This window comes from Syntrophorhabdus sp. (genome assembly GCA_012719415.1).
In the GTDB taxonomy this organism is placed as follows: domain Bacteria; phylum Desulfobacterota; class Syntrophorhabdia; order Syntrophorhabdales; family Syntrophorhabdaceae; genus Delta-02.
In genome coordinates this window covers 1-1504 of the sequence record JAAYAK010000047.1, presented here as the reverse complement: position 1 = coordinate 1504, position 1504 = coordinate 1, and the positions used below count along the sequence as shown (strand labels likewise).

Here is a 1504-nt window from a genome sequence, read left to right as displayed (position 1 = left end):
TGCTCGCTATGGTGGCTATTTCCGTGGCGAAGGTGCTCCTGGGCTGGCGGGTTATGGCGGGAACGAGGTCTATGGCGCTTCGTTCGACGTCTGGGTGGCGGCCGATGCTGCCGAGGAGCTTGACCTCCCGGGCGAGCCAGCGCCTGGCGACGCTCTGGATCTTGCCGGCAACCTCTTCGGGGCCCACTCCGATGGGAAGCCTGTTGACGACGAGATAGGGGTTGAACCCCCATACGGCCTTCATCACCGTCGACAGATACTGGGGGTGCTCCTCCCTGATGGAGGCGACGAGCTCGTTGATGGTCTTCGCGCTCTGCCCGTCTTCGGACATGGTGGACTCGCGGATGCACTTTTCGAGATCGGAGTTCTTCTCTTCGCCTGAGCGCGACTCCATGCCGGTGAGCCTGTTGAGCTTGCGGTACATCGCGGCCTTGAGGAAGTGATAGGCGCCGATATAGGATGCCGAATCCCGGGTGGTCACCACGATGCCGTGGTCGGCCTGGAGAAAGAAGTCAAGAATGTTGTAAGAGGTGTCCCCTCCGAGGTCAAGGACGATGCAATCCGCCTCTATGGCGTTGATGGCCCTGATCAGCTTCATCTTCTTCATGAAGTCTATGTTCGCCGAGCCCAGCTCCGAGCTGTCTCCGCCCACGAGGAGCGGCCCGTGGGGGCTCTGGACCATGACTTCGTCGAGGGACGCGACCCGCTTCTTCAGGAAATCGTTGATGGAACGCTGAAGGATGGAACGGTACCCGAGATAGAGGTGGAGATTGGAACCCCCGAGGTCGAGGTCCACAAGGACCGTTTTGAGCCCCAGTGACGCGAGGTATATCCCGAGGTTCGCCGTGATGACGCTCTTGCCTATCCCGCCCTTCGCGCCTCCCACGGCTATGATCTTGCCATGGGAAAGGACGGCATCGTTCCCCGGGCACGCCCCTTCCAGGTAGTTGACGAGCACCTCGTAGGATTGCTGTATCGCGAGAAAACGGTCCGATGTCACATCCTTGACGGCGGTCCCGATCCTCATGTCAGGATGGTGTACTCTGGCGTTGCGCCGGTAGGCCCTTTTCACCATGTCAACACTGAGGGTATCCAGAAACCGATCGCTCTTCGCGGCCGCCTCGGAAAACAAACAGGCGCAAGCCGCCTTTATTTCCCGCATCTTATCCGTCTCCAGCCTGTTAACCGTCATCTATCACTATCCTCGATCAGGTATTCAGCAACGAGGATTGTTTTGCAATAAGTGTACCAGACAAAAAAAGTTCAAGGGTTCAAGGGAAAGACCCTGAAAGGAGGTGGGCCGTACGGTTGCGGCATCTGCCACCGTTTCTTCTAACTCTTGAACCCTTGAACTCTTGAACTCTTGAACCGCCTCTTACTTGAACCACCGCGGTTCGTCGAAGCGTTCCGTGCTTCTCATTATCCGGCTCGTGTAGTTCATGGCGTATTCGGAACGGAGTTTTTGGGTTATGCGCCGGTAGTCTTCGTTCATCAGGAGCCTGCC

Annotated in this window: 1 protein-coding gene; it reads right to left on the bottom strand. The window is 57.8% G+C overall.

Translation table 11 applies throughout. The features are described 5' to 3' along the window. Positions 1-1192: P-loop NTPase (locus GXX82_02880; protein ID NLT21971.1), on the bottom strand; the 1192-nt coding region annotated here is incomplete at its 3' end. Positions 1193-1504: the final 312 nt, after the last annotated feature.